Origin of the sequence: Brevibacterium sp. SIMBA_078 (assembly GCF_046534565.1) — a bacterium.
Taxonomy (GTDB): domain Bacteria; phylum Actinomycetota; class Actinomycetes; order Actinomycetales; family Brevibacteriaceae; genus Brevibacterium.
In genome coordinates, this window is sequence record NZ_JAWRYQ010000108.1 from 1 (window position 1) to 313 (window position 313).

Here is a 313-nt window from a genome sequence, read left to right on the forward strand (position 1 = left end):
CTAAGCTTGCTTTACTATCAGCACTAAGATCAACTGCAGCATTAGTTACATTGGTGTTAGCATCAGTGGTATTAGTTACCGTGACCGCACTTGAGCCTGCTGTTGTACTAGCACCCTTGGCATTGATAGTGTAGATGTCTTGACCGTTACCGCCTGTGCTCTTAGTCACACCGGCTACGTTAGTGCCTGCCACAACTTCTGTCTTGGCAGCAGCAGCAGCACTACTGAGCTGACCGCCATTAACCGCCTCTTTGCTACCAGCAGTTACTGAGCCATTAGCGACACCTGTAATGACTTTATCACCAGCATTAAT

General features: G+C 47.9%; 1 protein-coding gene. It reads right to left on the reverse strand.

Annotation, left to right across the window (positions count from 1 at the left end; all coding sequences use genetic code 11):
* On the reverse strand, positions 1-313 hold a 313-nt coding region (locus tag SB749_RS19070), incomplete at both ends, for a hypothetical protein (RefSeq protein ID WP_410711684.1).